This window comes from Mesorhizobium sp. BR1-1-2, assembly GCF_020165435.1.
Classification (GTDB): Bacteria; Pseudomonadota; Alphaproteobacteria; order Rhizobiales; family Rhizobiaceae; genus Mesorhizobium.
This window is the reverse complement of sequence record NZ_JAIUID010000022.1, coordinates 36,834-59,666: the sequence shown is the minus strand read 5'-3', so window position 1 is coordinate 59,666 and position 22,833 is coordinate 36,834. Positions and strand designations below refer to the sequence as shown.

The following is a 22,833-nucleotide window of genomic DNA, read 5'->3' as shown; positions in this document are numbered from 1 at the left end:
ATGAACGGGGCGCCGAGGAACGTGCACGCATGAAGCCTATCTATATCGACTATCTCAACGCCCTCGACATCGATGCCCTTGCCATGACCGACGCCGAAATCCTCGACGCCGTGGAGACCCGGCCTGGTCGCACAAGGCAGCGGCCAGACGGTGATCGAGCCGCGCGTTCATTTAGAGCCTGATCCCTCCTTTCACGGCCATTTCAATGTTTTGCGCGGCTATGTGGCGCCGCTCGATGCCGCGGGCGTGAAGATCGTCGGCGACTATGTCGACAACTACCTGCACGGCCTGCCCTCCGAATTCGGTATCCTCAATCTGTTCGATCCACGCACCGGCGCGCCGCGCGCCATCCTCGACGCCACCGTCATCACCGACATGCGCACCGGCGCCGTCACCGCGATCGGCGCCAGGTATCTGGCGCGCAGGAATTCGAAGGTGCTTGCCCATATCGGCGCGCGCGGCACGGCCTACTGGAACGTGCGCCTGCTCGACCACCTCTTCGACTTCGACGAGATCCGCGTCCATTCGCGCCGGCCGGAAAGCCGCGACGGCTTTGCCGCCAGGCTCTCCGCCGACCTCGGCAAGCCGGTCAAGGCGGTGGCCGACTGGCAAAGCTGCGTCGAGGGCGCCGACATCGTCGTCGAGGCCTCGCGGCTGCCGGAGCCGCAGCCGCTGCTGAAGACCGATTGGATCAAGCGTGGTGCGCTGGTCGTGCCCTATGGCACGATGAGTGCGGTCGAGCTGTCGCTGACCGACATCATGCAGAAAATGGTCGTCGACGACTGGGGCCAGTGCAAGGGCGGCAAGTTCGGCTCGCTGCGCGCCCATGTCGAAACCGGCCGGCTGAGCGAAAAGACGCTGCATGCCGAGCTCGGCCAGATCGCCGCCGGCCTGAAAACAGGGCGCGAAAGCGACGACGAAACAATCCTGTTCTGGCATCGCGGTCTATCGCTATCCGATATCGCGCTCGGCAAGGCAATGCTGGCCAAGGCGCAGGCGCAAGGCATCGGCCAGAGGCTGCGCTTCGCATGAGCGCGCTCGTCCTCACTGGCAGCGGCATAAGCGTCGCCGAGGTCGTCGCTGTCGCCCGCGAGGCGCGCAGGGTGGAAATCGGACCGGGTGTCCTCGGCAGGCTGGAGAAGGCGCGCAAGGTGCTCGACCAGGCGGCCGCCGCCGGCCAGCAAATCTATGGCCTGAACACCGGCCTGGGCGCCAATCTTGGCACTGCGGTCAAAGGCGACGCCAGCGCCTTCCAGCGCCAGTTGTTGGAAGGCCGCAGCGGCGCCGTCGGCGAAGCGCTGCCGGCGGAGACCGTGCGGGCAGCCATGCTTGCCCGGCTGGCGATGCTTGCCGTCGGCGGATCCGGCCTTTCGCCCGCAGTGTTCGTCGCCCTGGTCGACACGCTCAATGCCGGCATCCATCCGGTGATGCCGTCGCTGGGCTCGATCGGCGCCGGCGATCTCGTGCTGATGACCGCTGTCGCCCGCGTGCTGATCGGCGAAGGCGAGGCCGACTATCAGGGCCGGCGCATGCCCGCGGCCAAGGCGCTGGTGATGGCTCGCCTGGCCCCCATCGACCTGGCCCCGAAGGATGGGCTGTCGCTGATCAACGCGTCCGCCGTTTCCGCGGGCAGCGGCGCGCTTGTGGTGACGGATGCGCTGTCCGCCCTTGCCCAGCAGCAGCAGGCCGGCGCGCTGACCATGGAAGGCATCGGCGCCAATCGCACCATTCTCGATCCCCGCCTGCATCTGGCGCGGCCGGCGGCAGGCCAGGCCGAGGCCGCCAAGGCGCTGCACGATCTGCTGGCCCGTGACGAGGCGCCGGCGCCGACCACCTTGCAGGATCCGCTGTCGATCCGCTGCATGCCCTCGATCCATGGCACCGTGATCGAGGCGATCGATCAGGCGAGACGTGCCGTCGAGATCGAGCTCAACGCCGCCGCCGACAACCCGCTGGTGCTGAGCGACGACGAGTTGGTGCTGTCGACCGGCAATTTTCACACTGCCTCGCTGTCGCTTGCCTTCGAGACGCTCGGACTTGCGATCGCGCAATGCGCGGCCGCAAGTGCGGCCCGCTTCATCCAGCTCACCGGCTCGGGCCGCAACGGCCTGCCGAAATACCTGTCGCCGGTCGGCGGCGCGTCGGCCGGCTTCGTGCCGCTGCAAAAGACGGTGACATCGATCCTCGCCGCCATCCGCCACAAGGCCAATCCGGTGATGCTCGATTTCCTGCCCGTCTCCGAGGGCGTCGAGGACCATGCCACGCAGACGCCGCTGGTGATTGCTAAATGTGCCGCTATGGTTGCGCTGTGGCGGCGGCTGATCGCCTTCGAGCTGATGGCCGCCGCCCAGGCCGTCGACCTGCGCGACGGGCTGACGCTGGCGCCACACACAGCTGCTATCCATACGGCGATACGCGCGCTCATGCCGACGCTTAGGGAGGATCGGCCGCTCGGCATCGAAGCCGACGCGCTTCATGCCGCACTTGCCGATGGGAATTGGCAGGCGACCTTAGCCCCGGCCGACCTTGTCGAGGAACAGGCGTAGCTCGGCCGGGTCCATGTGCACCACATGCCTGTCCTCGGGATAGGCGCCGCTGTTGACGTCGGCGACATATTCGGAGAATGCGGCCACCCGCTCCGCCTGCAACCGATCATATTCAGCAGCGAAGTTGCGATAGACCTTGGAGTGTCGCGGCATGTGGCCCCGGTTCTGCCCAAGGATATCTTCGGCGAACAGATATTGCGCGTCGCAACCGGTGCCCGCGCCCATCGACAGCATGATCAGCGAGGTACGCTCGGAGATCGCCTTGGCGACCTGGACCGGCACCACCTCGATTTCGGCGCCGATGGCGCCGGCGGCCTCGAGCTGTTTCACCGCTTCGAACACCTGCATGGCGGCGCCGGCAGTCTTGCCGACCGCCTTGAAGCCGCCGGTCCACGTCGCGCGGGATGGAATGAGGCCGACATGGCCGATGACGGGGATGGCATCGTCCGCCATCCGCTTGATGGTGGCGTAGCCCGCGCTGCAATAGACCGCGTCGGCGCCGGCCTTGTAGAGCCGGAAAGCCCAACGCAGGAAATCATCCGATGTGCCGATTTCGTAGAAATTGTCTCCCGGCATGGTGAACAGGCTCGGTGCCGCATCGCGGTATTGCGGGTTGAGCACAAGTTCCGGCGGCACGGAGACGATATCGATCCCTGCCCGCTCGGCAGCTTCCGCCTCGTCCAGGGTCAGCACGCGCAGCATGGTCAGCTGACGCTTGCCCTTCATGGCGCGCAGGTCGGCGACGGTCGGTCTCTTTCGGCTCATCAAAACGTCCCTCTTTTGCTTGCCGCGGTGCCGGATCGGTCACCACGCTTCAGATCTCGATCATCACCTTGCCAGCCTCGATCTTCACCGGATAGGTCGCGAGATTGACGCAGACCGGCGCGCCCTTGGCCTGGCCCGTCTTATAATTGAAGCGGCCATTGTGCTTGGGACATTCGATGATGTCGTCCATCACCAGCCCGTCGGCGAGATGTGCCTTCTCATGCGTGCAGAACCCATCGGTGGCGAAGAATTCATTGTCCGGGGAGCGATAGATCGCGAAGGTTCGGCCACCATGGTCGAAGCGGATGACATCCTCTTCCTCGACATCGTCCACCGCGCACGCTTCAACCCAATCCGCCATATCGGTCTCCTGCAAAAAATTCGCGATCGCTATTCGGCGGCCGCCGACATATCGACCTCGTGGAACTCACCGCGATAGGGCCTGGCCGTCGGCGGCAGCTCGCGCTTGAGGTAATAGTCCTCGTATTTCAGCTGCCTGAGCAGGACCGGCCAGACCTCGCGGTAGGCATGCCACATCGACGGGTTGGGCTCGGGCAGGTCGTGCTTGATCAGCTCATGCAGCCTGGGCAGCGCGTGATAGGGCACCATCGGGAACATGTGGTGCTCCACATGATAGTTCATGTTCCAGTAGATGAACCGGCTGATCGGATTCATGTAGACGGTGCGCGTGTTGAGCCGGTGGTCGACGACATTGTCGGCCAGCCCGATATGCTGCAGCAGGCCGGTCGTTACCATGTGCCAGGTGCCGTAGAGGCGCGGCAAACCAATCAGCACAACCGGTATCCATGACCTCAGCGCGACCGCGACAGCGATCGTCGCGATATACACGGCGACATGCCACCGCGCGGCCGTCACCGCCTTTGCCCACTCCATTTCCGGAACGTAGCTCTTCTCCTCGTCGGACAGCTTGCCGAACGCCTGACGCACCAGCGTCGGCAGCGAATAGCGGAAATCAAGAATGCCGGTGAAGGCAAGCGCCGCCTTCAACAGGTCCGGCGGACGCATGACGGCGATCTCGGCGTCGCGGCCTACGATGATGGTATCGGTGTGGTGGCGGGCATGGCTCCAGCGCCATTGCACGGGATTGCGCATCAGCATGAAGGAGGCGATGTGGTAGACGACATCGTTCATCCAGCGCGTGCGGAAGGCCGTGCCATGGCCGCATTCGTGCCAGCGCGAGTCACTCGACGAGCCGTAGAGCACGCCGTAGACGAACAGGAACGGCACCACCCACCATGAGCCCCAGAACCAGACGATGCCGGCGGCCGAGGCCAGGATCGCAACAATCCAGATGATGGTGTCGCGGATCGCCGGCCCGTCGGAACGCTGCATCAGCTCCTTCATCACCTTGCGGGGGACATCGGTGTGATACCATTCGGCGTAGGCCAGGCCGGTCTCGATCGCGGCCCTAGTGCTTTCACCGACCAGGCTGTAATCCCGCTTTTTTGCCATCGTTGTCACACGGGCCTCCAAACTCGCACCACTCGCAATCCGGTCCGCCGGCCGGAGGGCTTGCTTTGAATACATGTCGCGCTCATGCCGGGCCCGCCAGTCTTGGGAAATTGCCGGAAGGCCGAGGATAATCCTGTTCGGGCTGGCGGGCGATCGCCGCAATCCTGGCTTCGGCGCCGGCGATCGCTTCCCTGCCGTCCAGGACCCGGAACACGGCGTCGTAGGCGCGGCCTTCGTCATGCTCCAGCCAGATCATTTCGCCGCGTTCGCGCGCGGCGAGATCGCCGAGCACATGATGCGTCGATGGCTCGATGCCCAGCGCATACTGTCCGGCCTGGAAATTCTGCCATTGATAGGCGCAAGGCAGTTGGTCTTTCCGCGTCACCATTTCGAAGCCGAGGCCGAGCCGGTCGTTGACCACCGCCACAGGTACCTCGCCCTTTCCATCGGCGTCCATCTCGTGCTGCCAGACCTGTTCGCTGAACCCCATCCGCGGTTCCGGCACGGTGCGATAGCCGACCTTCTGCGCCTCATAGCGCTCGCCGGCATGGCCGGCCCACACCACGTCGCGGATTGGCGCCAGGTAGCGCGAGCCCTCGTCAAGCAGGGGATGACTGACATTCACATGGTAGAAATACATATGCGGCGTGCGATTGAAACCATGGTTCACGACACGGTCGGACAGTCGGATCTCGTTGCCGCCGACATCCGCCTCGATCCGCCGGATCAGATGCAGATCCTCACCGAACACCGCCGATTGCTGCACGATGCCTTCGGCCCACAGCACGCAGCGGTCGCCGTCCCACGCCTCACCATAGCCGGTCAGCCGCGCCGGGATGGTGCCGACACGGCCATGCAGCGAATGGATCACGGTCTTCTTGCCGGGATAGTTGTAGTTCTCGGCCGGCACCTCTTCCCGACCCAGTATATGGTCGAGGCCGCAGGTGACCAGCAAGCCGGAAAAGGAGCGTGCCCAGGCCAGCCCCCCTTCCCCCTCATAGTCGTGAAGACCGGGGTTGCGAAAACCGCTCGGCGAATGCCAGCCGATCGCCTGGCCCTTGAAGTCGCAATCGGCGATGTCGAGCGCCCGGTCGACGAGTGCGGTGAAGCGCAGGCCGGAGCCGGTGCGGAACTCCAGCATGCGGATACCGCGCTCCACCCCGTCGCCGAGCGTCATCAGCCGCACGCCGGCGAACTGCGACAGCATGCCTGAGCGTTCCGAAACCTGCCGGCGCGAGAGCGTCCTGCCGTAAAGCTCTACCATGCCGTCACTGCGCCCTCTTCATCAGAGCCGACAGGTCGGCGCCGGTGATGATGCTTTCCACGGTCAGCAGATCGGTATCGGCGACCGTCTGCTCGGCAACGATCTCGCCGCGGCGCATGACGATGATGCGGTCGGCAACCTCGAACACGTGATGGATGTTGTGGGTGATGAGCAGCACCGAATGGCCTGCCTGACGCATCTCCTTGACGAAGCGCAGCACGCCGTGGGTTTCCTCGACGCCGAGATTGTTGGTCGGCTCGTCGAGAATGATCACCTTGGCGGCGAACTGCATGGCCCGTGAAATGGCGATCGACTGGCGCTCGCCGCCCGACAGCGTTGAGACCAGCGCGTCGGCGTCGAGTTTCTTCGAGATGCCGACGCGCTTCAGCAGGGAGGAGGCAGCATCGCGCAGCTTGGCGAGATCGAGCGGCGCAAACACGCCCAACCATTTGAGATTGACCGGTTCGCGGCCGAGGAAGAGATTGCGCGCGATGCTGAGATCCGGTGCCAGCGACGTATCCTGGTGGATGGTCTCGATGCCGAGATCCATCGCGTCGCGCGTCGAGCGGATCGAAACCTTCTGCCCACGCACATAGATGTCGCCGCGATCGACCGGGAAGACGCCGGAGATCGCCTTGATCAGCGTCGATTTGCCGGCGCCATTGTCGCCGAGCAGGGCCACTATCTCGCCTTCCCGCAGCGTCAGCGAGGCATTCTTCAACGCGCGCACGCTGCCGAAGGATTTTTGCAGGTTCTGCAGCCGAAGCACTTCTTGCATCACAGTCAGCTCCTTGCCGCGTTTTTCTGCACCAAAGCATGCAGGATGAGCATGGCGAGGATGATCACGCCGACGAAGATGTTGTAGGCGAGCCCGGGCACGCCGACGAGCACGATGCCGTTGCGGATGGCACGCAGCATCAGCGCGCCGACGATGGTGCCCAGGATGGTGCCACGTCCGCCGGTCAGCGCCGTGCCGCCGACCACCACCATGGCGATCACTTCGAGCTCATAGCCTGTGCCGGCCACCGGCGAAGCGGCCGAAATACGAAAGGCGCTGATCATGCCGGCAAGCCCGGCCAGCACCGAGGTGGCGATGAACAGCCAGATCTTGACGGCGTCCGCCGGCACGCCGCGCGCCACCGCCGCGTTGCGGTTGGAACCGATGGCGCTGATCCAGTTGCCGAGCTTGGCATAGCGCAGCACGTAGATTGCCAGCAGCGACAGGCCGACGAACCACCACAGCGAGGTGTAGAAGCGGAACGAGCCGATATTGAAGCTGCCGGCAAGCAGCGTCACGAAGAAGCCAGGCTGGTCCCAGGACTTCAGCGGGAAACCCTGGGTGATGTAGAGGGCCGCGCCGCGCACGATCAGCAGCATGGACAGGGTCACCAGGAACGACGAGATGCCGATCTTGGTGACGATCACCCCGTTGATCCCTCCGATCGCGATGCACAGCAAAAGTCCGGCCAGAAGGGCAACGCCGATATCCACCCCGGCGTTCTGCACCAGAAGCATCACCACCACCGGCGCCAGGCCGAATACGGCGCCGACCGACAGGTCGAATTCGCCGGCCGTCAGAAGCAACGTCATGCCGAGCGCGATGATGCCGAGCTCGGGCAGAAACGCCATCATGTTGGAGATGTTGAGCGGCGACAGGAAATTGCCGTCCGCGACCGCGAACACCACGAGAAGGACGACGAGGATGATGAACGAGGAAAATTGCGGCGAGCGCATCAGCCTCGACCTGCTCCTGGCGCTTGTTGCGCCCTCTTCCGCGGTGACTGTCATAAGGTTCTGAACCATACTGCTTGCAGGGCGCCCGCCGCCGGCGCGGCAGGCGTCCATTTTTCACTTCTTGTCGTAGAGTTTGAGGATCGGCTCGACGCTCGAGGCGTCGTAGAGACCAAAAGTATGGATGTCGTAGCCGATCGGCTCGCCCGAGGCGGCAAGCCCGAGCAGCGCCACCGGCATGAAGCCCTGCGCCGATGGGTACTGCCAGGCGGCCGCGTTGACGAAACCGTCCTTGACGGCTTGCGCCGTCTCCTTCGAATTGCCCCAGCCGACGACCGGGATTTTGCCGGCCGGCACGCCGGCGCCGTCGAAGACCCGCTTGACGCTGGCCGCCACGGAATCGCCGAGCGCGATGATCGCCGGCGGATTGTTGGCGACCATATAGTCGGTCATCTTGGCGATGATGCCGGCCGGATCGGTGCCGCAATCGACGATGTCATATTTGATGCCGAGCGGATCGAAAACGCCGGCGATGCCTTCGGTCTCGAGCTGCTGATAGCTGGCGCCGGGAACCTCGACCGGCAGGAAGACCTTGTCGCCCTGCTTCACCATTTTGTGGTCGACAAGATACTTTGCCCAGGTCGCGCCGGCCTCCTTCAGGTCGGCTCCGACATAGGCCTGCCGCCCCGTCGCCGGGTCGTCGGTGTTGAAGAACACGATCGGGATGCCGGCGGCCTTCGCCGCCTTGACCTCTTCGGTCCATAGGCCCGGCTGCGCCGAGGTGGTGGCGATGCCGTCGGGCTTGGCCGCCAATGCCGAGTTGAATGCCTCTTTCTGCGCCGCCATGTCGCCGCCGCTGAAGGAGATCTTGCAGGTCACCTTGAGCTGGTCGCAAGCCTTGGTGGCGCCCGCGTTCCAGTCGATCCAGAACGCGTCCGACGGGCCGCCATGCGACAGCAGGTAGAACGTCTTCTGGCCGTCCTGTGCCTGCGCGGCCGAACCAAGCGCCACGCCAGCGAGCACCGCCGCGGCGGCCGTCAATTTCCAAGCGAATTTCAACATTCTTTCCTCCCTTGTTTGGAGCCATCAAAGCCCGTTGGCGCGGAACTTCCCGTCGAGGAATTTCTTGGCGCGCGGCACGTCGTCTTCCGACAGGTGCTCGATGATGACGGGAATGTTCGGGTGCTTCTCGGCAAGCCGCTGAAGATAAAGGTCGTAGTTGAGCGAGCCGAGGCCGGGCGCCGGCAGTTCGATCTCGCCGACGCCGCGGAAGGTGTGGCTTTCCATGGCATCCTCATCGCCGATGTCGGCGTGCTTTTCCGACTTGTCGCTGCCCGAGCGCTTGACGTCCTTGGCGTGCGCTATCTTGATTTTGTCCGTCAACGTGTCGAACACCTGGTTCAGGATCTGGTCCATCCGGTCGATGTTGTGCGTCTCGAAATAGTTGGTCGGATCCATCAAGAGGCCAAGGCCTGGATGGTCGACCTGCGCGAACATCTTGACCGTCTCCTCGACCGAGCCGACGACGTTGTTGACATAGGTTTCGAGCAGGAAGACCGCGCCATGGTCATAGGCGGTTTGCGCAAGATCAGCGATCACCTTGCGGCATTCCTCGAACCCCTCCTCGGTCTTGTTCTTGGGGTGGTGCACCCAGTCGGATTCGGTGTTGTAAGTGCCGGTTTCCGAGATCACGTAAGGCGAGCCGAAATGGCGGGCGTTGCGGATGATCTCCTTGAGGTAGCCAACGCGCTTCTCGCGCTCCGCCTTGTCGGGATGGATGATGTTGGTGTATCCCGACACGCAGCAGACCGGCAGGTTGTGGTCGCGGAAGACATCGCGCACCGTCTTAGCCTTTTCCTTGGTGATCTGCCCGGCCGAGAGATCGACATCTTTGAAATGCAGGTCGAGCTGCACCGTGTTGAAACCGAGCCCGCGGATCTTTTTCGCCGTCTCTTCGAGGCCGTACGGGAAATAGCCCGTGAAAATACCTGCCTGCATCATGGTGTGAATTCCTCCCTGTAAGCGATTCAGTTGCCAGTGATTTCAATTGATCGGGTTTGTAGAGATTTCGGAAAGCTTGACCGTGCGGCCCGAAGCGATCGAGCGGTAGCCCGCCTCGACCAGCGCCATGGTCTTGACGTTGTCGGCGACCGAGAGCGCCGGCAGCGTGCCTGTCTTCACCGCGTGCTGGAGTTGCTCCATCACGCCGATGAAGGCATGCGGGAACCACATCGTGTCCCAGCTTGGGCTGACCCACTCGCCGCTTGTCGTCTCGGCCGAAGCGTAGGTCAGCGTCGAGGCCGCACCGGTCGGCCAGCCGATCGTACCCTTGGCCACGCCCTTGGTGCCGTCGACGCGCCAGTTGATGTGCTGGTCGTCGCGATAACCCTGCTGGCGCGGACCGGACCAGACATCCTCCAGCGACACGGCCAGCACGCCGGACGGGAAGCGCAGGGTTGAAACCGTGATGCCGTCGGAATGGTCGAATGTCGTGCGCGGATCCTTGCGCGTCAGTGTGGTGATCTCATCGGGATCGCCGAACAGGAAACGCAGCACGTCGAGATGATGCACGCTCATATTGGCGAGCGTCAGCCGGTCATAATCCTCGAGGAAGCCCTGCCAGTGCGGAATGGCATGCATGTCGATCTGCGCGAAGACGATGTCGCCGAGCGCCCCGCTGTCGATGATCTGCTTCAGCACGCGCATCGACTGGTCGTAGCGCATGTTCTGGTTGACCGAGAGGATCTTGCCGGCCTTCGCCGCCTCGTCGCGCAGTTTCACCGCTTCCTCGACCGACAGCGCCAGCGGCTTCTGCGCCAGGATCGCCTTGATGTGCTTCTGCTTCAGCGCGTGGCGGATCAGCGCCGGCTGCTGGTCCGGCGGGAAAGCCAGGTCGATGATCTCGACTTGCGGATCCTCAATCAGTCGTTCCGGCGTGTCGTGGACGGTCGGAATGCCCCAGCGCGTGGCGACCTTCTGCGCATTCGCCCTTGTACGCGAAGCGATCGCCACGACAGGAAAGCCTGCTTCCTTATAGGCCGCGAGATGGCATTCGGCCATGATCATGCCGGCGCCGACGCAGCCGATCTTGAATTCCCTGGTGCGAACCCTCACGTCCGGCTCGAAGTCTCTGCCTGCCATGTCTTCCTCCCGAAACTCTTTCCTTGCGGCCGCTGTCACAACGCGCCTCCGCCTTGAGCGAAATAATGCACTCTGGCCGACACGCAGGATATCGCCACCATCGCATCGGGCCTGATCTCGGGCTGGCCGCGCAACAGGACCCTCAGCCGCGCCTGCCCGGCGGCAAGCGTCACGACTGTGTAGCCACCAAGCGGCTCGACCTCGAATACCTGTGCCGGACGGCTTGGCGCACCTTCCATCTTTTCGCCATCGGTCCAGGGGCGGACCTTGATGTCCTCGGGCCTGAGCCCGATTTCGACCGCTTCGGCCGGCGCCTTGTCGTCGGCGATGCGGATTGCACCATCCGCCGCCTCGACGCCGCCTCTGCTCCGCACCGAAGGCAGGATGTTCATCATTGGCGAGCCGAGCATTCTTGCCACATAGGCGCTTGCCGGCCGGTCATAGATCTCTGCCGGCGCGCCGATCTGCCGGATGCGGCCGTTCTCCAGTATGGCGATGCGGTCGGCGACCGACATTGCTTCCTCCTGGTCGTGCGTGACGTAGATCAGCGTTTTGCCAAGCTCGCGCTGGATGCGCTTCAGCTCGACCCGTGTTTCCTCGCGCAGCCGCGCGTCCAGCGCCGAGATCGGATCGTCCATCAGATAGGCGGCGGGATCGCGCACCAGCGCCCGCGCGATCGCCACGCGCTGGCGTTCACCGCCCGAAAGCTGCGCTGGCGGCTTATGCAAGACATGGCCGATATGCAGCTTGGCGGCGACATCGGCGACACGTCTCCTGATGTCGAGCTCGGCGATTTTGCGTTCCACCAGCGGGAAGCGGACATTGTCGAGCGCGCTCATATGCGGAAACAGCGCCAGGTTCTGGAACACCATGGCGACGTTGCGCTCGGCCGGCGAGACGGCGTTGACCGGCTTGCCGCCGATCAGGATTTCTCCGGCGTCCGGCATCTCCAGCCCGAGCACTAGGCGCAGGATTGTCGACTTGCCCGATAGTGGCGGACCAAAGAAGCAGAAGAACTCGTTGTCGTTGACCGTGAACGAGGCATCGTCGACGGCGAGCGTTGCGCCGTAGCGTTTCGTGACGTTGCGGAAGACGATGTCGGCCATGGTTCAAACCGCCTTTATCGCAAGGCTGCTGACAGCATCGAAGACGCGCACCGACGCCGCCTCTGGCGCGACTATCGCCGTTTCTCCGATCGACAACCCGACATCATTCTCGAAGACCGCCTTCACAGCACCCTCACCGTGGCCGAGATGAACGATGGTGCGCGCTCCGATGCGCTCGACAAAGGTCACCGGCATCGACAGCCCGCGGTCGGAGAGCATCACCTGCTCCGGCCGGAAACCGTAGAGAACGTCGCCGCCAGCACCGCGTAAGGCGGCCGCGAGTTCGTCCGGCAGCGGTGGCGTGATGCCCAGCGGTCCGAGGTCGACGACCAGCCCACGGTCGCTCTCCGCCGGCCTGCCCTTGAGCAGGTTCATCCCCGGCGCGCCGATGAAACGGGCGACGAAGACATTGGCCGGATTGTTGTAGACTTCGAGCGGAGTTCCGACCTGTTGCAACACGCCATGGTCCATCACCGCGATGCGGTCGGCCATGGTCATGGCTTCGAGCTGGTCGTGAGTAACGTAGACCATGGTCTGCCGGAACTGGCGCTGCAGCTGCTTGAGCTCGGTGCGCATGATCGCCCGGAAAGCCGCATCGACATTGGACAGCGGCTCGTCGAGCAGGAAGATCGCAGGCTCCATGATCGCCGAACGGCCGATCGCCACGCGCTGCAATATGTTGACCGACAGCCGATCGGCCTTGCGGTCGAGAAGTGAGGTCAGCTGCAGCATTTCTGCAATGGCGCCGACACGGCGGTCGATCTCGGCTTTCGCCGCGCCCCGCATCCTTGGTCCGTAAGCGAGGTTCTGGCGCACCGTCATATGGGTGAAGATGGCGTAGTTCTGGAACACGAAACCAACGCCGCGCCGGCCCATCGGCACACCGGCCATATCGCGTTCGCCGAACAGTATCTTCCCGCTTGTCGGCTCTTCCATGCCGGCGATCATGTTCATGGTCGTCGACTTGCCGCAGCCGGACGGCCCGAGCAGCGCCATGAACTCGCCATCGGCGATCTCGAGATCCATGGTCTTCAGCGCGGTGAAATCGCCGAAGGTCTTGACCAGGTTCTGCAGCCGGATCGCGCTCATGCCGACACCTGCCTCGCCTTCGCCATGCGCTTCATGGCGAACACCGCCACGACGGACAGCACCACCAGGATGGCGAGCGCGATGGCCGCGACATAGCCCCAGATCAGATCCTGGGTGGTGACCTTGTAGATGTAGACGGAGATCGTTTCCGTGGCGACGCCGGGGCCGCCGCCGGTCATGATGTAGAGCGTGTCGAAAATTTTGAAATTCTCGATCACCCGGATCGCTAGCGCGATGATGATGATGGTCTTCATCTTCGGCAGCACGATAGTGGTAAAGCGCTGCCAGGGATTGGCGCCGAGCAGCGTCGCCGCCTTGATCTGGTCCTGCGGCACGCCGACCAGTCCTGCGAGCAGGATCAAGAACATCAGCGGCGTCCACTGCCAGATGTCGGCGATCATCACCGCCACCAGCGCCAAGGTCGGGTCCGACAGCCAGGCGATGGTGACGGGAGAACCGGTCAGCGACGACAATATGTCGTTCACCGGCCCGCCGGACTGGAACAGCATGAAGAACATGTAGCCCGCCACCGCCGGCACCACCATCATCGGCATCAGCAGGATCGAATAGAAGATGCGCTTTCCCGGAAAATCGTCGGCGAACAGCGTCGCCAGCGCCAGGCCGAGCAGGAATTCGGCGGGCACGCACACGATCATGACGATGGCGGTGCGCTTCAGCGCGCTCCAGAAGCGCGCATCGGCGACGAGATCGGTATAGTTGGCGAAGCTGTTCCACATCTCCCAGGCGTTCCACCAGCCGAGGCCCGAAAGCGGCGACCAGTCGGTGACGCTGATGTAGAGCTGCATCAAGAGCGGAAAGGCCGAGATGAACAGCACCAGGATCTGCGCCGGCAATGTCAGCCGGAAGCCTAGCCGCACGCCCTCGTCTCGCAAGGCCGCCTTCGCACGCGCGGCGCCCATTTCGCCCTCCGGAATCGTCGCGGTCGCAGCGCTCATTGCTTGAGCGCTCCGAAAGTCAGCCCGCGCACCAGATGGCGTTGGATGGCGATGCCCATGATGACGGGCGGCACCGCTGCGATCAGGCCGAGCGCCGCCTTGGCGCCATAGAGCTGCCCGGTCATGGAGGACGATAGCGAGGCCATGTAGACGGGGATCGTCACCCATTCCCGTGTCGTCAAAAGCAGTGCGATGAGATAGTCGGACCAGTTGAGGATGAAGACGAACAAGGCGGCGCTGGCCAGAGGTGCGCGCATCATCGGCAGTGTGATGCGCGTGAAGACGCGCAACCGCGAACAGCCCTCGACCAAAGCGGCTTCCTCGATCTCGCGCGGCATGTCGTCGAAAAACGTCTTCATCAACCAGAAGGCGAACGGCAAGGTGACGATGCCGTAGATCAATGCCAGCCCCCACCAGCTGTCGGTGAAATTGAGGAAGGCCCACATGATCATGACAGGGATCATCACCGCCATCGGCGGAAACAGCCTGAGCTGGATTAGCGCCAGCGGCAGGTTTTGTCCCGAGCCGAAGCGCGACAGCCCATAGGCCGCCGCGGTGCCCGCCGACATGGCGATCGCGGTGCCGAACACCGCCGACAGAAGCGACGAGACGATCGGCTTCAGCGCGGTGCGGTCGAGCGCCACGATCAGATTGTTGGTCGATTCGCCGAACACGAACTGGAAATTGCTGAGCGTCGGGTTCTTCGGCCACCATGTCAGGTCAGCCCCCGTCGCCGACCATTCGGCGATCGGCTTGAAGGCCATCGACACCATCCACAGGATCGGCACCAGCGTCACCGCGATCGCCGCGAGGATCGCGGCGTAGCGGAATATCTCGAAGAGGACGGAACGCTTCATCTGGCTGCTTTTGCTGGTGGCGTCGGTTGCGGAGGGGAAGAGCGGATGCTCCTCCCCTCCGGCTCTGATCCAAGGGAGACGGATCAGCTGATCGGATCGAGAACGGTCGGCCATGCCTCCTTGTTGGTCTTGATGGCTTCCAGAAGCTTGTCCTCACCGATGCGCCGGGCGATCTTCTTCCACTCGGTCTCGGTGTCGGCCATCGCCTGCTCAGGCGTTTTGGCCTTGGTCAGCGACGCCACCAGGTTTTCGTCCAGCGCGTTGTGGAAAGCTGTGGCGCCAGGATAGTTGATGGTCGGCACGGTGCGGGCGACCGTCTCGCGCACCACGTCCATGTGGTAGGCGTGGTAGGTCTGGCGCACCAGCGGATCGGAAAAGTCCGACAGCCGGAACGGATCGAAATAGCCACCCGGATTGGCCGTCATCCAGGCATAGATGCGGCTCGAACCCAGCCATTGCAGGAACAGGTAGCAGGCCTCCGGGTTCTTGGCCTGCGAGGAGACCGACGCCGACAGGTTGAGCCACAACACCGAACGGCTGATCAGCTTGCCGTCGATCTCGCGGCCGGGCGGCAGCATCGAGCCGATCTTGCCGGTCACGGCCGAATCCTTGTTGCCGGCATTGTCGAGGAATTTCGGCAGGTTGGAGAAGGCGCAGGTCATGGCCGCTCCGCCCTTGGCGAAATTCCCATACTGTTCCGGCCAGCCCCACGAGATCGCGTCCGGCGAATGATGCGCCAGCGACTCGACATATTCCCTGGTGGCGGCAATGCCTTGCTCGGAGTTGATCAGCGGCTTGCCGTCATCGCCGAACAGATACTGGTTGGGCGAGGCCATCGAGACATAACGCTGATACCAGTTGGTGTAGCCCCAGCCCTGATTGCGGATGTCGGTGGAGCCGAACAGACCCTTGTCTGGGCGCTGGAAGAACATGGCAATCTCGTCATGCTGCTTCCATGTCCTGGGCGGCGCCAGATCGTAGCCGAACTTGTCCTTGAATGCCTTCTTCTCGGCCGCGTCGCCAAACAGGTCGGTGCGGTAGACCCAGGTCTGGAAGTCGCCATCCAGCGACACGCCGTAGGTCGAGCCGCGATACTGGTTGAGCAGCGACACACCCTTGGCGCCGTTGACATAGCCACGTTCCGGATCGTCCCATTCAGGCTTGTGCTGGGCGACGAAGTCGTCGAGCTTCAGGATGCCGCCGGTCTCGGCGAGATCGCCGAGACGGTTCCATTCGACGGCGTAGATGTCGTAGGCTCCACCCTTGGTGGAAATGTCCTGCATCGTCTTGGTGAATTCCTGGCCATTCGGCACGCCGACGATCTCGAGCGTGATGCCGGTTTCCTTTTCCCACAGTTCCTTGATCGATGGTGCTCCGGCCGGGAAAGGCTGGGTCAGTTGGCCGATCGAACCATCGGACAGGCCGAGCACGATCTTCGATGGCGCCTTGCCCGCGCCCTTCATTGCCTTGACCGCCTCGATGGCGCGTCCCTCCGGCGTGTCCGGCCCGTACTGATAGCGCTCCGCCCCTTCGAAGCCGGTCGGGCCGCCGATCATGCCCGGCGCCAGCGCGTCGGCCGCGAAAGCGCGGCCGGGACGGATGAATTGCGGTGCGATGCCTGCGGCGGCCACGAACACCGCCGCCTTTCCTCCGGACGCCAGCAATCGGCGCCGCGACATGCGGATCAGATCAGACATTGGAATTCCTCCCTCAGGGCCAATGTTTCCTCCACAGCCCATGAGGGATATTGACGGCAGTGCGGGAAGGCTGTCAACATCATAAATAATCAAAACACCTCACAACATCGCAACAAGACAGGAAAATGCGTCATACGGAGATCCATTTTGCGCCCCTGCTGCCTCGATTTGATGGGAAATCTATCTTCCCACGCCGACGCGATCCTGCCGGGCGATCTGATTTAGCCCGGCGGCTTGCGCAAGGGCCAAGGCCGGATACATCATTTCCCATCAGAATCGCGGATGGCGAAGAGCAGTCGCCGCCCGGCCGGCGTCGGCATTGCGGGATCCTGATGCATTGAGGAGATGAAAGACGGTGCGTTCCACCCTGACTGACATAGCCCGGGAAGCCGGCGTTTCCGCCGCCACCGTCGACCGTGTTCTCAACAACCGTCCGGGCGTGAGGGCGCGCACGCGCGAAATCGTGCTCGAAATGGCACAGCGTCTTGGCTACATCGCCGAAGGTCCGAACGCGACGTCGCCGCGCGCCCTGCCCGGCGACGTCATCCGGCTCGACTTCGCGCTGCCGGCCGGCACCAATTCCTTCATCAAGATGCTGCACCGCCACATCGAGGCGCAGGCCTTGGCGCGGCCCGATCTCGACGTCCACATCGCCACCATAGAGGGTTTCAATCCCGACCGGCTCGCACGCCTTTTGCAGGATCTGCGCGGCCAGACGCAGGGCGTCGGCGTCATCGCGCTCGATCATCCGACGGTGCGCGAGGCGATCCGCTCGCTATCGGCCAACGACGTCAAGGTGGTGACCATAGCCTCCGATATCCTGCATGTGCCAAGGGTCGCTTATATCGGCATTGACAACCGGGCCGCCGGGCGACTGGCCGGCTACCTGCTGAACCGTTTCATGGGGTCGGAACGTCCCGGGAAGGTGGCGCTGTTCGCCGGTTCGCTCTCCTATCGCGGCCATGAGGAACGCGAGATGGGATTTCGCCACATATTGGCCGAGGAATCGCCCAATCTGGAGATCGTCGAGATGCGCGAGATGCTTGACGACCGCGAGAAGGCCTATTCGGAGGCGTCAGCCCTTCTGGAGCGACACCCCGATTTGGCCGCGATCTACAATGTCGGCGCGGGCAATACCGGCATTGCCCGCGCGCTCAAGGAGCGCGGCCGCGCGCAGTCGATGGTTTTCCTTGGCCATGAGGTAACCGAAGGCACCAAGGAGCTTCTGCTCGACGGCACGCTTGACGCGGTCATCGACCAGAACCCGCGCGTCGAAGCTCGCGAAGCGCTCAACACCTTGACCCATGCGGTCCGGGCACTGCCCTACGAACCGCACCAGCCGAGGCTGCAGGTGATTTTCAAGGAGAACATCCCGGAGATCTGACTGACCTTCGACGATTGGGGGGAGTGCCGTGAGGCCCGCCCAAGCCCAAAGCCTACTGTACGACGGCGACTTCCGCCGCGGCGGCATCGACAAAGCTCTTGTCGATCCATTTGCCATAGTCGATCGAGCCCTTCAAAAGCCCGGCACCGGCCATGAATTTCTCTTCGCCCTTGAGCGCCTCGATCGCATCGTCGGTCAGCCTCGGATCCTGGTGGAAAACGCCGTCCGCATAGGTCTTGCGCACCGATTTCTCCGACGACTTGGTCGCCTCGACGAATGTCTTGATCGTCTCGTCGGGATGGGCATCAGCCCAGCGCGAAATCTCGATGTCGACCTTCAGCAGCCGCTTGACCAGGTCGGGATATTTCGCCGCGAAGGCGCCGTTGACCGAAATGACGTTCGGCACGTTCCATTCCGGGTAGGTGCTGGTATCGAAGAGTACCCGCGCTTCGCCGGTATCGACCAGCTTAGCCGCGGTCGAATCCGTCTCGACGAGGGCGTCGATGTCGCCGCGCAGCAGTGCCGGGCCGGAGGCCTCGAAAGGCAGGTTCAACCCCTCGACGTCACCAGTCGTCAGGCCGACGCTGTTCAGCGCCTTGCTGAAATTGGAATGCCGCACCGTGCCCGTGAGATAGGCGACCTTCTTGCCTTTGAGGTCCTGCAGCGTCTTCAGGGGAGAGTCGGATTTAACCACGACATACGAGCCTCCCGACCGCACATAGCTCGACAGGCCGATCAGCTTGACATCGGCGCCCGAGGCGGCGACGCGCAACGCGGGATTGTTTCCGGTATAGGTGAATTCGATTGCGCCGGTAGCCAAAGCCGTCGTCGCCTCGGAGCCGCCATTGAAGGTGACAAGTTCGACCTTGATGCCGTCCTTGGCGAACTCCTTTTCCCACCAGCCGTCCTTCTGGGCGAGGACGAATTTGAGGTGCCCCGGCGCGGTGCTGCCGATGCGGATGACTTCGGGCTTGTCCTGCGCGAAGGCGGGCATGCCGCCAAGGCCGATGACGACGGCAATGGCGCCCTTCAGGAACAGCCGGCGAAATCCGTCGAATGCAATGTTGGACATGAGGAAAATCCTTGCTGATTGGAATGAGTGAACGGCTCAGATGAGCGAGGACTCGGACTGGCCTTTCCAGGCGGTCGCCCAGCGCTCGAACCAGACGAGCAAATAGTTGACGGTGAGCCCGATGACGGTCAGCGTCAGGATGCCGGCATACATGTCCGCCGTTTCCATCATCAACTGCGAGTTCTGAATAAGGAAACCGAGGCCGGATTTGGCCGCCAGCATCTCGGCGCCGATCACCGCGAACAGTGACGACTTCACCGCCAGCCTTGCGCCGGCGACAACAGAGGGGATGCTGGCCGGCAGGATGACCTTCCGGAACAGGTCGAAGTCGGACGTACCCATCGAGCGCGCCGCCTTGATCAGCAGCGGATCGACCGACTTGACGCCGCTGATCGTGTTGACCAGCAGAAAGAAGACCGAGGAGTAGAAGGTGATCGCCACCTTCGATTCCTCGCCAATGCCGAGCAAAAGGATGAACACCGGAAGCAGCGCGAATTGCGAGGTGTTGCGCAGCGTCTGCACAAGCAGGTCAGAGACCTTCTCGAACAGCGAGTAGCGCCCCATCAGCAGGCCCAGCGGAATGGCCACCACCACGCCGAGAGCAAAGCCGATCGCCGCGCGCTGCAGGCTGATGCCGATATGTTCGACCAGAACGCCCGAGGCGAGCAGGTTCCACCAAGCGACCAGCACCTCGCTCAGCGGCGGAAAGAAGATACGGTTCAGCCAGCCGAGCCGTGGCGCGATTTCCCACACGAGGAAGAACAGGCCGAGCAGCGGCAAGCCGTAAAGGAAAGTCCCGTGGCTCGTCCCCTTGCGCCGGGCCTTGGCACTGTGGGCCTTGATGGCCGGCACTCTCGCGGCGGCCGCCGTTTCGCCGGCGCCGGCAAACAGGTGAAGAGCGCCGGCAGGGCCGAACTTTTCGGTGAGATAGGCCATGGCTCTAGCTCCTCAATGACTGAAGGCTGGCGACAACGTCCAGTCCTTCTGCGCCTTGTTGACCTCGTCGCGCAGCGCGTCCCAGACGCGGGCGCGATATCCGTTGAATCCGGCGCTGGCACGGATGTCTCCGTCGCGCGGCCGTGGCAGGTCGATGTCGATGATCTCCTTCACTGCGCCCGGACGCGCCGTCATCACCACCACGCGGTCGGCGAGGAAGATCGCCTCGTCGATCGAATGGGTAACGAAGATAACCGTCGTCTTGATCTTGCCCCAGATCCGCAAGAGCTCGCCTTGCAGGAGCTCGCGCGTCTGCTGGTCGAGTGCCGCGAAGGGTTCGTCCATCAAAAGCACTTCCGGGTTGCTCGCCAGGGCGCGGGCGATCGCCACGCGCTGCTGCATGCCGCCGGAGAGCTGGTTGGGGAAACGGTCCTCGAAACCGGCAAGACCGAACAACGACAACAAGTGGCGCGCCGTCGCCGTGCGCTCGGCCTTGGCGACACCACGCACTTCCAGTGCGTATTCGATGTTGGCCAGCGCCGTGCGCCAGGGAAACAGCGCATATTGTTGGAAGACATAGCCGGTCTTAGGATCCGGCCTGGTGATGCGCCGGCCGTCGAGCTGGACGTCGCCGCCGCTTGCCTGCGTCAGCCCGCCGATGATGTCGAGCAGCACAGATTTGCCCGAGCCGCTCGGGCCGACCAAAGTGATGAACTCGCCTTTGCGGACCGAAAGATCGACACCGTCGAGCACGGTGACGCGGTCGGTCTCCTCGCCGTCGACGGTGACGAACTGCCCCGGCTTGAGCAGGAAGGTCTTCTTGATATCGCTGACGACGATGCGGTCCATGTCCTGTCGCTTCCTATTGCGCCACGCGGATGCGGTGCGTCGGGTCGAATTCAGAGCCGCCGGCCTTGCCGCGCTTCCAGCCGAGCGCGCGGGCGTAGCCGCCGAACAGTTGACGTGCCTCGACCTGCGCTTCGGTGATACCGGTCGGCCCCTCGGCGAACTCGGCAACGTAAAGCGCGTCGGTCGGGCAGTAGATCTCGCACAGGAAACAGGTCTGGCAATCGTCCTGACGGGCGATCACAGGCGCGCCGTCCCTGGTAGCGTCGAACACATTGGTCGGGCACACCTTGACGCAAATGTCGCATTCGACGCAGCGCGCGGCCGAGACGATCTCGATCATGACGCCAGCTCCGCCAGGCGCTTCGGCGCCCCGGCAATGCGGAAGTCGTCGACGCCTGATATGACCAGCCGATGCGCGAGGGCCGGGTTCTTGCCCGGCAGATCGGTGCGCCTATGCATGCCGCGGCTTTCTGTCCGATGCAGCGCGGCCGCCACCGACCAGCGCCCGGCGGCGGCGATCGACGCCGCCTCGCGCGTGCGGACCCGGTCCACCCCTTCGCCCCGCAGATGGTCGCGCACGTCGCGCCAGACACTCTCCAGCCGCTGCCGGCTTTTCTCCAAGCTCTCGCCGTTGCGGAAGAAATTTTTGTCGAGCGGCGTCATCTCGTTGCGCACCGCCTCGATGATCTCGCCTGCCGCGATGTCGGCACGCGGCGAGGCCGCCGGGCGCAGGCCGGCCTGGCCGAGTGGCTCGACGGTGTCGCGGAACGCCTTGCCGCCGCGACGCTTCGAATGGGTCGAGGCGCCCTTGCCCGCCCACCAGCCGCTGGCCAGCGCCCAGGAGGAATTGACGGCGCCGCCGCCCGATACCGCTCCGGTCATGATCTCGCGGCTGGCGGCGTCGCCTGCGACATAGAGGCCGGGCACGCCGGTGGCGCAGTCGTCGGAGACGATGTCGATGCCGCCGGTGCCGCGCACCGTGCCTTCGGCGCGCAGGGTGATGCGGAACAGCTCGGTGAACGGGTCGACACCGGCGCGGTCATAAGGCACGAAGCAGTTCGGCTGCCCTTGGCGCAACCAGCCTTGCAGCGCGGGTTCCGCTTGATCGAGGCGCGCATAAACCGGTCCCTCGATCAATGCGCGCGCCACCTCGTCCTCGCGTTCACCGATGCCGTTGCGCAGCGGCTCACCGGTAGGGCCCAGGATCGGCGACCCATCCTCGCGATGGAACGAGGCCCAGCGGAACGGCAACCCCTTGTTCAGCGAAGATCCAAAGGGCGCCAACGTGTATTTGCCGGTAAACTCCATGCCCGACAGGCTTGCGCCGGCCTCTGCCGCCATCAGATAGCCGTCGCCGGTCAGTCCAGTCCCGCCGAGGATGCGCTCACGGAAAGCGCAGCCGCCGGTCGCCAGCACCACCGCGTTGGCGTCGACGCGCCAGTCCTGGCCGGCCTGCCGGCCGATACCGGCCGCGCCCACGACGGCATCGCCATCCGACAGGAGTTCCAGCGCCGGATGGTGGTCGAGCACGGTAACGCCAGCCAGAAGCACACGGCGGCGCATGAAGCGCATGTAGTCGGGCCCGCGCAGATTGGCGATGTAGAGCCGGCCGTCATCCTCGCTTGGGAACGGATAGCCCCACTCGGAAAGCCTGAGCAGGTTGCGATAGGCCGTGTCGACGCAGCGCAGCATCCAGCGCTGGTCCGCAAGTTCGCCGGTGCGCTGCCAGCGTCGCTCGACCACGGCATGCCTGTTGTCGCCCGGCGGTACGCACCAGGTACCCGTATTGGACGGCGCGGTGGCGCCGCTGGTGCCGAGATAGCCCTTGTCGGCCAGCACCACCTGCGCGCCGCTTTCGGCAGCGGCGACCGCCGCCCAGGCTGCGGACGGGCCTCCGCCCAGTACGAGCACGTCGGCCTGGAGTTGCAGCCTGTCGGACGCGGATTTTTGAGGCATGGACATGGATG

At 63.8% G+C, this 22,833-nt stretch carries 21 protein-coding genes and 1 pseudogene; 3 read left to right on the top strand and 19 right to left on the bottom strand.

Features of this window, described 5'->3' with window-relative positions; all coding sequences use genetic code 11:
• The first annotated feature begins 29 nt into the window (after nt 1-29).
• Both LB551_RS28245 and hutH read left to right on the top strand, forming a co-directional pair.
• A pseudogene (locus LB551_RS28245) lies at nt 30-1,032 on the top strand (ornithine cyclodeaminase family protein).
• Nucleotides 1,029-2,546: a histidine ammonia-lyase gene (gene hutH, locus LB551_RS28240; RefSeq protein WP_224661251.1), complete on the top strand. Its 1,518-nt coding sequence runs from the start codon at nt 1,029-1,031 to the stop codon at nt 2,544-2,546. Before LB551_RS28245 ends, hutH begins: the two are co-directional and overlap by 4 nt.
• On the opposite strand, the gene LB551_RS28235 is transcribed toward hutH, so the two are convergent.
• From LB551_RS28235 to LB551_RS28170, 14 genes are all read right to left on the bottom strand, one after another.
• Nucleotides 2,511-3,311, bottom strand: a complete 801-nt coding sequence (locus LB551_RS28235; RefSeq protein ID WP_224661250.1) for a 3-methyl-2-oxobutanoate hydroxymethyltransferase — start codon at nt 3,309-3,311, stop codon at nt 2,511-2,513. The two genes, hutH and LB551_RS28235, sit on opposite strands and share 36 nt — an antisense overlap.
• A gap of 49 nt (nt 3,312-3,360) precedes the next feature.
• Nucleotides 3,361-3,672, bottom strand: a complete 312-nt coding sequence (locus LB551_RS28230; protein ID WP_140553799.1) for a MocE family 2Fe-2S type ferredoxin — start codon at nt 3,670-3,672, stop codon at nt 3,361-3,363.
• Nucleotides 3,673-3,701: 29 nt separating this feature from the next.
• Entirely contained in the window at nt 3,702-4,784 is a 1,083-nt protein-coding gene (locus tag LB551_RS28225) for a fatty acid desaturase family protein (protein WP_224661249.1), read from the bottom strand.
• Between the two features lie 82 nt (nt 4,785-4,866).
• Nucleotides 4,867-6,048, bottom strand: a complete 1,182-nt coding sequence (locus LB551_RS28220; protein ID WP_140553796.1) for an aldose 1-epimerase family protein — start codon at nt 6,046-6,048, stop codon at nt 4,867-4,869.
• Between the two features lie 4 nt (nt 6,049-6,052).
• Complete coding sequence (locus LB551_RS28215) at nt 6,053-6,829, bottom strand: ATP-binding cassette domain-containing protein (protein WP_224661248.1); 777 nt, start codon at nt 6,827-6,829, stop codon at nt 6,053-6,055.
• Nucleotides 6,830-6,831: 2 nt separating this feature from the next.
• On the bottom strand, nt 6,832-7,851 hold the full coding sequence (locus tag LB551_RS28210; protein WP_411970969.1) for an ABC transporter permease: 1,020 nt from the start codon (nt 7,849-7,851) through the stop codon (nt 6,832-6,834).
• 45 nt (nt 7,852-7,896) lie between these two features.
• Nucleotides 7,897-8,841: a substrate-binding domain-containing protein gene (locus LB551_RS28205; protein WP_224661246.1), complete on the bottom strand. Its 945-nt coding sequence runs from the start codon at nt 8,839-8,841 to the stop codon at nt 7,897-7,899.
• A gap of 24 nt (nt 8,842-8,865) precedes the next feature.
• Nucleotides 8,866-9,780, bottom strand: coding sequence for a sugar phosphate isomerase/epimerase family protein (locus LB551_RS28200; RefSeq protein ID WP_140553790.1), 915 nt, complete (start codon nt 9,778-9,780; stop codon nt 8,866-8,868).
• 42 nt (nt 9,781-9,822) lie between these two features.
• On the bottom strand, nt 9,823-10,920 hold the full coding sequence (locus tag LB551_RS28195) for a Gfo/Idh/MocA family protein (RefSeq protein ID WP_224661245.1): 1,098 nt from the start codon (nt 10,918-10,920) through the stop codon (nt 9,823-9,825).
• Between the two features lie 35 nt (nt 10,921-10,955).
• Nucleotides 10,956-12,026 (bottom strand): ABC transporter ATP-binding protein, encoded by a 1,071-nt coding sequence (locus tag LB551_RS28190; RefSeq protein WP_224661244.1) that lies wholly within the window; start codon nt 12,024-12,026, stop codon nt 10,956-10,958.
• Between the two features lie 3 nt (nt 12,027-12,029).
• The gene (locus tag LB551_RS28185) at nt 12,030-13,115 is read right to left on the bottom strand and encodes an ABC transporter ATP-binding protein (RefSeq protein ID WP_224661243.1); all 1,086 of its coding nucleotides are present in this window, start codon (nt 13,113-13,115) and stop codon (nt 12,030-12,032) included.
• On the bottom strand, nt 13,112-14,071 hold the full coding sequence (locus LB551_RS28180) for a carbohydrate ABC transporter permease (protein ID WP_224661242.1): 960 nt from the start codon (nt 14,069-14,071) through the stop codon (nt 13,112-13,114). The genes LB551_RS28185 and LB551_RS28180 overlap by 4 nt, the downstream gene beginning before the upstream one ends.
• Nucleotides 14,068-14,928 carry a carbohydrate ABC transporter permease gene (locus LB551_RS28175; RefSeq protein WP_140553782.1) on the bottom strand — a complete coding sequence of 287 codons (861 nt, stop codon included), beginning with the start codon at nt 14,926-14,928 and terminating at the stop codon, nt 14,068-14,070. The genes LB551_RS28180 and LB551_RS28175 overlap by 4 nt, the downstream gene beginning before the upstream one ends.
• 83 nt (nt 14,929-15,011) lie before the next feature.
• The gene (locus LB551_RS28170; RefSeq protein WP_224661241.1) at nt 15,012-16,625 is read right to left on the bottom strand and encodes an extracellular solute-binding protein; all 1,614 of its coding nucleotides are present in this window, start codon (nt 16,623-16,625) and stop codon (nt 15,012-15,014) included.
• A gap of 355 nt (nt 16,626-16,980) precedes the next feature.
• Between LB551_RS28170 and LB551_RS28165 the strand changes: the two genes are divergently transcribed.
• A complete protein-coding gene (locus LB551_RS28165) occupies nt 16,981-18,009 on the top strand; it encodes a LacI family DNA-binding transcriptional regulator (protein WP_224661240.1) in 1,029 nt (342 codons plus the stop codon).
• A 52-nt stretch (nt 18,010-18,061) separates the two neighbouring features.
• Here the strand turns inward: LB551_RS28165 and LB551_RS28160 are convergent, their stop codons facing one another.
• The 5 genes from LB551_RS28160 to LB551_RS28140 are packed head-to-tail and all read right to left on the bottom strand — an operon-like array spanning nt 18,062 to nt 22,828.
• On the bottom strand, nt 18,062-19,081 hold the full coding sequence (locus LB551_RS28160) for an aliphatic sulfonate ABC transporter substrate-binding protein (protein ID WP_140553777.1): 1,020 nt from the start codon (nt 19,079-19,081) through the stop codon (nt 18,062-18,064).
• A 36-nt stretch (nt 19,082-19,117) separates the two neighbouring features.
• Nucleotides 19,118-20,017: an ABC transporter permease gene (locus LB551_RS28155; protein WP_140553776.1), complete on the bottom strand. Its 900-nt coding sequence runs from the start codon at nt 20,015-20,017 to the stop codon at nt 19,118-19,120.
• A gap of 12 nt (nt 20,018-20,029) precedes the next feature.
• A complete protein-coding gene (locus LB551_RS28150; protein ID WP_140553774.1) occupies nt 20,030-20,866 on the bottom strand; it encodes an ABC transporter ATP-binding protein in 837 nt (278 codons plus the stop codon).
• Between the two features lie 13 nt (nt 20,867-20,879).
• Nucleotides 20,880-21,206 carry a ferredoxin family protein gene (locus LB551_RS28145; protein ID WP_224661239.1) on the bottom strand — a complete coding sequence of 109 codons (327 nt, stop codon included), beginning with the start codon at nt 21,204-21,206 and terminating at the stop codon, nt 20,880-20,882.
• Nucleotides 21,203-22,828, bottom strand: a complete 1,626-nt coding sequence (locus tag LB551_RS28140) for an FAD-binding protein (protein ID WP_224661238.1) — start codon at nt 22,826-22,828, stop codon at nt 21,203-21,205. The genes LB551_RS28145 and LB551_RS28140 overlap by 4 nt, the downstream gene beginning before the upstream one ends.
• Nucleotides 22,829-22,833: the final 5 nt, after the last annotated feature.

Bases quoted from the DNA above. Each gene is read 5' to 3' on its own strand.
- hutH (WP_224661251.1), top strand. From the start codon at position 1,029: ATGAGCGCGCTCGTCCTCACTGGCAGCGGCATAAGCGTCGCCGAGGTC.
- LB551_RS28235 (WP_224661250.1), bottom strand. From the start codon at position 3,311: ATGAGCCGAAAGAGACCGACCGTCGCCGACCTGCGCGCCATGAAGGGC.
- LB551_RS28230 (WP_140553799.1), bottom strand. From the start codon at position 3,672: ATGGCGGATTGGGTTGAAGCGTGCGCGGTGGACGATGTCGAGGAAGAG.
- LB551_RS28225 (WP_224661249.1), bottom strand. From the start codon at position 4,784: ATGGCAAAAAAGCGGGATTACAGCCTGGTCGGTGAAAGCACTAGGGCC.
- LB551_RS28220 (WP_140553796.1), bottom strand. From the start codon at position 6,048: ATGGTAGAGCTTTACGGCAGGACGCTCTCGCGCCGGCAGGTTTCGGAA.
- LB551_RS28210 (WP_411970969.1), bottom strand. From the start codon at position 7,851: ATGGTTCAGAACCTTATGACAGTCACCGCGGAAGAGGGCGCAACAAGC.
- LB551_RS28205 (WP_224661246.1), bottom strand. From the start codon at position 8,841: ATGTTGAAATTCGCTTGGAAATTGACGGCCGCCGCGGCGGTGCTCGCT.
- LB551_RS28200 (WP_140553790.1), bottom strand. From the start codon at position 9,780: ATGATGCAGGCAGGTATTTTCACGGGCTATTTCCCGTACGGCCTCGAA.
- LB551_RS28195 (WP_224661245.1), bottom strand. From the start codon at position 10,920: ATGGCAGGCAGAGACTTCGAGCCGGACGTGAGGGTTCGCACCAGGGAA.
- LB551_RS28190 (WP_224661244.1), bottom strand. From the start codon at position 12,026: ATGGCCGACATCGTCTTCCGCAACGTCACGAAACGCTACGGCGCAACG.
- LB551_RS28185 (WP_224661243.1), bottom strand. From the start codon at position 13,115: ATGAGCGCGATCCGGCTGCAGAACCTGGTCAAGACCTTCGGCGATTTC.
- LB551_RS28180 (WP_224661242.1), bottom strand. From the start codon at position 14,071: ATGAGCGCTGCGACCGCGACGATTCCGGAGGGCGAAATGGGCGCCGCG.
- LB551_RS28175 (WP_140553782.1), bottom strand. From the start codon at position 14,928: ATGAAGCGTTCCGTCCTCTTCGAGATATTCCGCTACGCCGCGATCCTC.
- LB551_RS28170 (WP_224661241.1), bottom strand. From the start codon at position 16,625: ATGTCTGATCTGATCCGCATGTCGCGGCGCCGATTGCTGGCGTCCGGA.
- LB551_RS28160 (WP_140553777.1), bottom strand. From the start codon at position 19,081: ATGTCCAACATTGCATTCGACGGATTTCGCCGGCTGTTCCTGAAGGGC.
- LB551_RS28155 (WP_140553776.1), bottom strand. From the start codon at position 20,017: ATGGCCTATCTCACCGAAAAGTTCGGCCCTGCCGGCGCTCTTCACCTG.
- LB551_RS28150 (WP_140553774.1), bottom strand. From the start codon at position 20,866: ATGGACCGCATCGTCGTCAGCGATATCAAGAAGACCTTCCTGCTCAAG.
- LB551_RS28145 (WP_224661239.1), bottom strand. From the start codon at position 21,206: ATGATCGAGATCGTCTCGGCCGCGCGCTGCGTCGAATGCGACATTTGC.
- LB551_RS28140 (WP_224661238.1), bottom strand. From the start codon at position 22,828: ATGTCCATGCCTCAAAAATCCGCGTCCGACAGGCTGCAACTCCAGGCC.